The sequence below is a fragment of the Azohydromonas sp. genome (assembly GCF_035325925.1).
Classification (GTDB): Bacteria; Pseudomonadota; Gammaproteobacteria; order Burkholderiales; family Burkholderiaceae_C; genus Calidifontimicrobium.
This window is the reverse complement of the sequence record NZ_DAOKZA010000090.1, coordinates 1-6,734: the sequence shown is the minus strand read 5'-3', so window position 1 is coordinate 6,734 and position 6,734 is coordinate 1. Positions and strand designations below refer to the sequence as shown.

6 protein-coding genes and 1 pseudogene are annotated in these 6,734 nt (G+C 68.6%); 1 reads left to right on the top strand and 6 read right to left on the bottom strand.

Annotation, left to right across the window (positions count from 1 at the left end; translation table 11 throughout):
• Both soeB and PKC53_RS18375 read right to left on the bottom strand, forming a co-directional pair.
• Positions 1-254, bottom strand: a pseudogene (gene soeB / locus PKC53_RS18380) (sulfite dehydrogenase subunit SoeB); the annotation flags it as partial.
• Positions 251-3,151, bottom strand: a complete 2,901-nt coding sequence (locus PKC53_RS18375) for a molybdopterin oxidoreductase family protein (protein WP_324431275.1) — start codon at positions 3,149-3,151, stop codon at positions 251-253. The pseudogene soeB and the gene PKC53_RS18375, both read right to left, overlap by 4 nt.
• A gap of 220 nt (positions 3,152-3,371) precedes the next feature.
• Between PKC53_RS18375 and PKC53_RS18370 the strand changes: the two genes are divergently transcribed.
• Positions 3,372-3,758, top strand: coding sequence for a nucleotide pyrophosphohydrolase (locus PKC53_RS18370; RefSeq protein ID WP_324431274.1), 387 nt, complete (start codon positions 3,372-3,374; stop codon positions 3,756-3,758).
• Between the two features lie 274 nt (positions 3,759-4,032).
• On the opposite strand, the gene PKC53_RS18365 is transcribed toward PKC53_RS18370, so the two are convergent.
• The 4 genes from PKC53_RS18365 to aprA all read right to left on the bottom strand — a co-directional run.
• Positions 4,033-4,194 (bottom strand): hypothetical protein, encoded by a 162-nt coding sequence (locus PKC53_RS18365; RefSeq protein WP_324431273.1) that lies wholly within the window; start codon positions 4,192-4,194, stop codon positions 4,033-4,035.
• A gap of 90 nt (positions 4,195-4,284) precedes the next feature.
• Entirely contained in the window at positions 4,285-4,794 is a 510-nt protein-coding gene (locus tag PKC53_RS18360; protein ID WP_324431272.1) for a hypothetical protein, read from the bottom strand.
• A 20-nt stretch (positions 4,795-4,814) separates the two neighbouring features.
• Entirely contained in the window at positions 4,815-5,165 is a 351-nt protein-coding gene (locus PKC53_RS18355) for a hypothetical protein (protein WP_324431270.1), read from the bottom strand.
• A 20-nt stretch (positions 5,166-5,185) separates the two neighbouring features.
• Positions 5,186-6,734: adenylyl-sulfate reductase subunit alpha (aprA, locus tag PKC53_RS18350; protein WP_324431269.1), on the bottom strand; the 1,549-nt coding region annotated here is incomplete at its 5' end.

Sequence of the window (6,734 nt, the reverse complement as noted above, 5' to 3'; positions counted from 1 at the left end):
GGCACGCAGGGCGGCTCCTCGCAGTGCAGGCACGACTTCGGGAAGTGCACCGTCTCGGTGTGCGGGTACTCGCCGACCTCGAAGGTCAGCACGCGGTTGAAGAAGGTGCCGCTGGGGTCGGCGCCGTAGGGGTTCTGGTCGCTCATCGGCCCGGCGGCGCCGCTGCCGTTCCACTCCTTGCAGCTGGTCACGCAGGCGTGGCATCCCACGCACACGTTCAGGTCGATGACCAGCGCGAGCTGCTTGCGCGTCATCGCCTGACCTTCGCCGGCAGCACCAGCTCGCGCAACCGCTCGCCCATGCCGGGGTAGCGGCGCATCGGCGCGAACTGCGGCGCGCTCTCGGCCGGCTCGCCGGGCGCGGCCTTGACGATGCGCACGCGCACGTCGTACCAGGCGGCCTGGCCGGTGACCGGGTCGGAGTTCGAGATGCGCTGCTCGCTGCCGCGCACCGGCAGCTCGTCGCTGATCAGGTGGTTGAGCAGGAATCCCTGGCGCGACTCGTTGGCGTCGGGCTCGAGGTTCCATGCGCCGGCGGCCTTGCCGATCGCGTTCCAGGTCCACACCGTGCCCGGCTCGACCGCCTCGCTGTGGCTGGCGCGGCAGCGCACGCGGCCCCACGGCGACTCGACCCAGACCCAGTCGCCGTCGTCGATGCCGGCGGCGCGCGCGGTGTGGGTGTTGACGTACAGCACGTTCCAGGCGTGGATCTGGCGCAGCCAGGCGTTCTGCGAGTCCCACGAGTGGTACATCGCCATCGGCCGCTGCGTCACCGCGGCCAGCGGGTACTTGTGCTTGTCGGTGACGTGCGCCTCGAGCGGCTCGTAGTAGAACGGCAGCGGGTCGAAGTAGGTCGCCACGCGCTGGCGCAGCGCCGCCGGCGGCTTGCGCGTCAGCCCCTTGCCCTGCGCGGCGCTGCGAAAGCGCTGCAGCACCTCCGAGTACAGGTGGATCAGGATCGGCTCGGCGTAGCGCGTGATGCGGTGCGCGCGGCTCCACTCGAGGTAGCCCTGGTTCCAGTTGCGCATGTACTGGTAGCTGCGCGGCAGTTCGTGGTGGAACACGCAGTCGTGCTGCTCGTACATCTCCCACTGGCGCGGGTTCGGCTCGCCGACCAGGCTCTTCTCGCCGCCCTTGCCGCGCCAGCCCGCGAGGAAGCCGATGCCCGATCCGGGCTCGGTCTCCCAGTTGACGATGAAGTCGGGGTAGTCGCGGTACTTGCGCTGGCCCTGCGGCGTGACGAAGGTCGGCAGCTTCAGCCGCGTGCCGAGCTCGATCAGCACCTCCTGGAACGGCTTGCAGTCGCCGCTGGGCGGCAGCACCGGGATGCGCACCGCGTCGACCGGGCCGTCGAACTCCGAGATCGGGCGGTCGAGCATCGACATCACGTCGTGGCGCTCGAGGTAGGTCGTGTCGGGCAGGATCAGGTCGGCGAAGGCCGTCATCTCCGAGTGGAACGCGTCGGCCACCACGAGGAACGGGATCTTGTACTCGCCGTGCTCGTCGCGGTCGTTGAGCATGCGGCGCACCTCGGCCGTGTTCATCGTGGAGTTCCACGACATGTTGGCCATGAAGATGAGCAGCGTGTCGATGCGGTACGGGTCGCCGCGCCAGGCGTTCGTGATGACGTTGTGCATCAGCCCGTGCACCGACAGCGGGTACTCCCAGGAGAACGCCTTGTCGATGCGCACCGGCTGCCCGTCGTCGTCGACGAACAGGTCGTCGGGGTCCGACGGCCAGCCCAGCGGCATGCCGTCGAGCGGGTGGCCGGGCCGGACCGCGCGCGGGTCGTTCGGCGTGCGGGCGCAAGGCGGGATCGGCCGCGGGAACGGCGCCTTGTGGCGGAACCCGCCGGGGCGGTCGATCGTGCCGAGCAGCGACATCAGGATGCCCAGCGCGCGGATCGTGTGGAAGCCGTTCGAGTGCGCGGCCAGCCCGCGCATCGCGTGGAACGCCACCGGGTTGCCGGTGACGGTGTCGTGCTCGTGGCCCCAGGCGTCGGTCCACGCGATCGGCAGCTCGATGCGCTGGTCGCGCGCGGTCACCCCCATCTCGTGCGCCAGCCGGCGGATCGTTCCGGCCGGGATGCCGGTGATCTGCGCCGCCCACTCGGGCGTGTAGTCCTTGACGCGGTCCTGCAGCAGTTGGAACGCGGGCTTGACCGGGGTGCCGTCGGCGAGCGTGAACTCGCCGAGCAGGAACGGGTCGGCGCCCTCGGCGTGCGACAGCACCGGCTTGTTCGTGTGCCGGTCCCACCACAGCTTGTTCTGCGGGTCGTAGCAGACCTCCTCCTGCGGCACCTCGGTGCGCACGAACATGCCGTACTCGTCGTGCGCGGCGTCGAGGTTCACGAGTTCGCCGCCGTTGGTGTACTGGACGACGAAATCGCGGTCGTACAGGCCCTTGGCCAGGATCTCGTGGATCACCGCGAGCAGGAACGCGCCGTCGGTGCCGGGGCGGATCGGCACCCACTCGTCGGCGATCGCCGAGTACCCGGTGCGCACCGGGTTGACCGAGACGAAGCGCCCGCCGTTGCGCTTGAACCGGCTGATCGCGATCTTCAGCGGGTTGCTGTGGTGGTCCTCGGCGGTGCCGAGCATCACGAACAGCTTGGCGCGGTCGAGGTCGGGACCGCCGAATTCCCAGAACGAGCCGCCGATCGTGTAGATCAGCCCGGCGGCCATGTTCACCGAGCAGAAGCCGCCGTGCGCCGCGTAGTTCGGCGTGCCGAACTGGCGCGCGAACAGGCCGGTGAGCGCCTGCATCTGGTCGCGCCCGGTGAACAGGGCGAACTGCTTCGGGTCGGTGGCTCGGATCTTCGCCAGGCGCTCGGCCAGCGTCGCGAACGCCTCGTCCCACTCGATCTCGACGAAGTCGCCGGCGCCGCGCTCGGCGCCTTCGCGACGCTTGAGCGGCTTGAGCAGCCGCGCCGGCGAGTACTGCTTCATGATCCCCGACGAACCCTTGGCGCAGATCACGCCCTGGTTCAGCGGGTGGTCCGGGTTGCCGTCGATGTAGCGCACGACGCCGTCGCGCAGGTGCACCCGGATGCCGCAGCGGCAGGCGCACATGTAGCAGGTGGTCTTGCGCATCTCGTGCGCGGCCCCGGCATGCGGGTCGGCCAGCGGGTCGTGCAACGGGGGTCGGCGCATGGGCTCGTCTCGTGTCGTTCTTCGGTCAGTGCGCAGCGCCAGCGCGGTGCACCGACACGGCGCGCAGGCGGCTGCGCCACCACTCGCCACGCGGCGGGGGCCCGCCATGGGCGCCCGCTGCCCGGCCGCCGGCGACCGACCGGCCGGCCCGGGGCACGGCGGGCCCGCTGCGGTCGCCCGGCGGTACGATTGCCAGGTGGCTGTGCAAGGCAATCCGTCGATGACCGTTGCGGACGATCCGAAGCCGCGGGCGCTGGTCGACGTCGCGGGGCTGCGTGAAGCGATTGCGCAGTTCGCCCGCGAACGCGACTGGGAGCCGTTTCACTCGCCGAAGAATCTCGCGATGGCGCTCACCGGCGAGGTGGGCGAGTTGGTGGAGTTGTTCCAGTGGCTGACCGAGGACGCATCGCGCGAGGTCGCGCGCGATGCGGTCACCGCGCGCCGGGTGCGCGACGAGATGGCCGATGTGTTGATCTACCTGGTGCGGCTGGCGGCCGTCCTCGAGGTGGACCTGGACGACGCCGTGCGCAGCAAGCTGGCCGCCAATGCCCGCAGGTACCCGATCGAGAAGGCGCGCGGCAACGCGAACAAGGCGACGCAGCCTTAGGGTCCGCCGCGCGCGCGCTGGACAAGGCCCCGGCGACGCGGTGTTCGGCGCAGCCGGCCTGCCCGGCTTCGCGGGCGCCGGGCGGACGCCATCTTCGGACAGTCGGCTCATCTGCTCATTGCGCGAGCATCGCGCGCGGCCGACGACGAACCGACCGGCCGCGCGGCCACGCCACGGGCCACGGGCGAGCGCACGCCACGCCCTGGCCGTTGCAGCGCCGGGCGTCGCAGCTGCGGCTCGCACTCGGTGGCCACTCGGTCCTGCGCGCGGACGCCTACGGCTTCTTCGGCGTCTTGTATTCGGCCACCTTCTGGAACGGCTTCCAGATCGTTTCGAATCCGACGAAACCCTTCTCGTTGGGCGGCATCTGGCGCGTGGTGACGTAGCGCGTGACGCCGTCGGGAACCTTGGTGGGGGGCGGTTTGTGGTCGCTCATGAAGTCACCTCATGTGTCCGTGAAAGGGGACTGCCGTCGCAGTCGACGATGCCCGAGCAAGCGTCGTCCGATGTCCATCGGCGCCGCCGCTCAGACGGGTTTCAGCAGCGACGGGTCGATCGCGGCGCCCGCGCTGATCGCGCCGCCGGCCCGGATCTCTTCGTCGGATGCGTCGCGCACGGTCAGCACTTCGAGCTTGAACACGACCACCCTGCCGGACAGCGGGTTGTTGCCGTCGACCGTCAGCGTGTCGTCGTCCATGTGCGTGACGAGGAAACTGCGCGTCTGCCCGCGGTCGTTCTCCATCAGGATGGAGGTGCCGACCTGCCGGTACTCCTCGGGGACGTTGTCGATGTGATCGGAGAACACCAGCGACTCGTCCCGCGGGCCGAAGATCTGGTTGCCGTCGATCTCCACCTCGATGACGTCGCCGGCGGACTTGCCCGCGAGCTGCGCATGCACCGAAGGGGCCAGGACCTCGTTGTGACCGTGGACATAACCCAGCGGGAACTCGACGCTGGTGAGCACATGCCCCAGCTTCTTGTCGAACACCTTGTAGGTCAGCTCGACGAACTTGCCGTCGCGGATCACTTCGCTCACGTCAGGCCCCGACAAACCGTTCAGAAGATGGAAGCACCGAAGATTCTGAGCTTGCCGTCCTCGTAGCCGAGCACCAGCCTGCCGAGCCACTCGCCCGGCTTCTTGGTGCTGCGCTGGCGATAGAGAACGGTCACGTGCTCGCCCCGACGGATGATGCCGAGGGCGTCCACCTGCTCGGACAGATTCCGCGCCAGTTCGCTGTGCGCGAACTGGTGGCCCGCGGCCACCTGGTCCAGGGCACGCGCGAGGTCGCTGGAGAAGTTCTTCGCGAAGTCCCCGTACCTGCCCTCGTTCGAATGCTTGACGAGGTCGAGCCACAGCGGCCGGGCCATGGCCAGGATCTCCTCGTCGGACTTCTCGATGATGTTCACGCGCGTGCCCGGGACCGAGGCTACTTCTCGTCCGCGATCAGGTGATAGCAGGGCGCCTTCTCCATGGTGTATTCGCCGGTCTTCGGGTCGCGGCGCGACACCGTCAGCACGTGCCAGTTCTCGTCGTCGACCTTCATCGCGTCGCCCCGGTAGTAGTAGCCCGGCCAGCGCGTCTCCTTGCGGAACAGCGTGTGCTGCGTGACGCACTCGGCGGCGCGGTGGCGGTGCTTCAGTTCCCAGGCACGCAACAGCTCGTGGATGTCCTTGGCGGCCAGCTTCTCGAGGTCTTCCTCCATGATCGCGAGCTTCTTCAGACCGATGTTGAGAAGCTTCTCGTTGGTCATGTAGTTGACCGTCACGCCGCCGCAGTACTCGTCCATCAGCTTCTGCAGTCGGTCCAGGCCCTGCTTGGGGTTGATGTAGTTCGGGTTGACGTCGCCCGCGACGATCTCGTTGCGGTAGATCCGGTAGTGCTCCAGCGGCTTGTAGACCTCCTCCTTGAAGCGGCGGATCTGCGCGTCGCTGACGACGATGCCCTCGGCCTTGCCGTCGTCGATGTACTTGCACGCCGCCTTCGCGGCGAGGCGGCCCTCGGTGAACGACCCCGACGAGAAGGCGTGCGGCGTGCCACCGACAGCGTCGCCGGCGCCGAACAGGCCCTCCACCGTCGTCATGCGGTTGTAGCCCCAGAAGTACTCGGGCGGCGAGATGTCCTCGGGGCCGGAGCACCAGGCGCCCGAACCTGTGGCGTGCGAACCCATGACATAGGGCTCGGACGTCGTCAGTTCGGGGTTCTCGTTCTTCGGGTCGACGTCGGTGGCGGCCCACAGCACCGCCTGGCCGACGGTCATGCCGAGGAAGTTCTCCCAGCCCACTTCCTCCAGGTGCGGATCCTGGAACGAACGCATCGTCACCATGTGGATCGGGCCGCGCCCGGCGTTGACCTCGCTGATCAGCGCGTGGTTGCGCAGGCAGGTCGGGATCGGCCGGTGCGTCAGGTGCGACGCCTCGGGATCGAGGTACTCCTTGCCGACCATCTTCTGCAGCTCGGGGAACCACTTGGACTCGTATTCCTCGCCCAGGCCGTTCTGCGTATAGGTCTTCAGGTGCAGGAAGTAGGCGCCGACCGGACCGTAGCCGTCCTTGAACCGCGCCAGCACGATGCGGTTCTCCATCTGCGTCATCTTCGCGCCGGCGTTGATCAGCAGCCCGTACGCCGATGCCGACGACCACGGCGCGTACCAGGTCCGGCCGGAGCCCTCGCCCACCGAGCGCGGCTTGAAGATGTTGGACGCGCCGCCGGCGCCGCAGATCACGGTCTTGGACTTGAAGACGTGGTAATTGCCCGTGCGCACGTTGAAGCCGACGGCGCCGGCCACCCGGTTCTCCTTGCTCTCGTCCATCAGCAGGTGGGTCACGCAGATGCGGTTGAAGACCTTGTCCGCCGACTTCTTCGCCGCCTCGGCCACGATGGGCTTGTACGACTCGCCGTGGATCATGATCTGCCACCGACCCTCGCGCAGGTAGCGCCCGGTCTTCGGGTCCTTCATGATCGGCAGGCCCCACTCC

Coding starts and splice junctions, on each gene's coding strand:
- PKC53_RS18375 (WP_324431275.1), bottom strand. CDS start 3,151: ATGCGCCGACCCCCGTTGCACGACCCGCTGGCCGACCCGCATGCCGGG.
- PKC53_RS18370 (WP_324431274.1), top strand. CDS start 3,372: ATGACCGTTGCGGACGATCCGAAGCCGCGGGCGCTGGTCGACGTCGCG.
- PKC53_RS18365 (WP_324431273.1), bottom strand. CDS start 4,194: ATGAGCGACCACAAACCGCCCCCCACCAAGGTTCCCGACGGCGTCACG.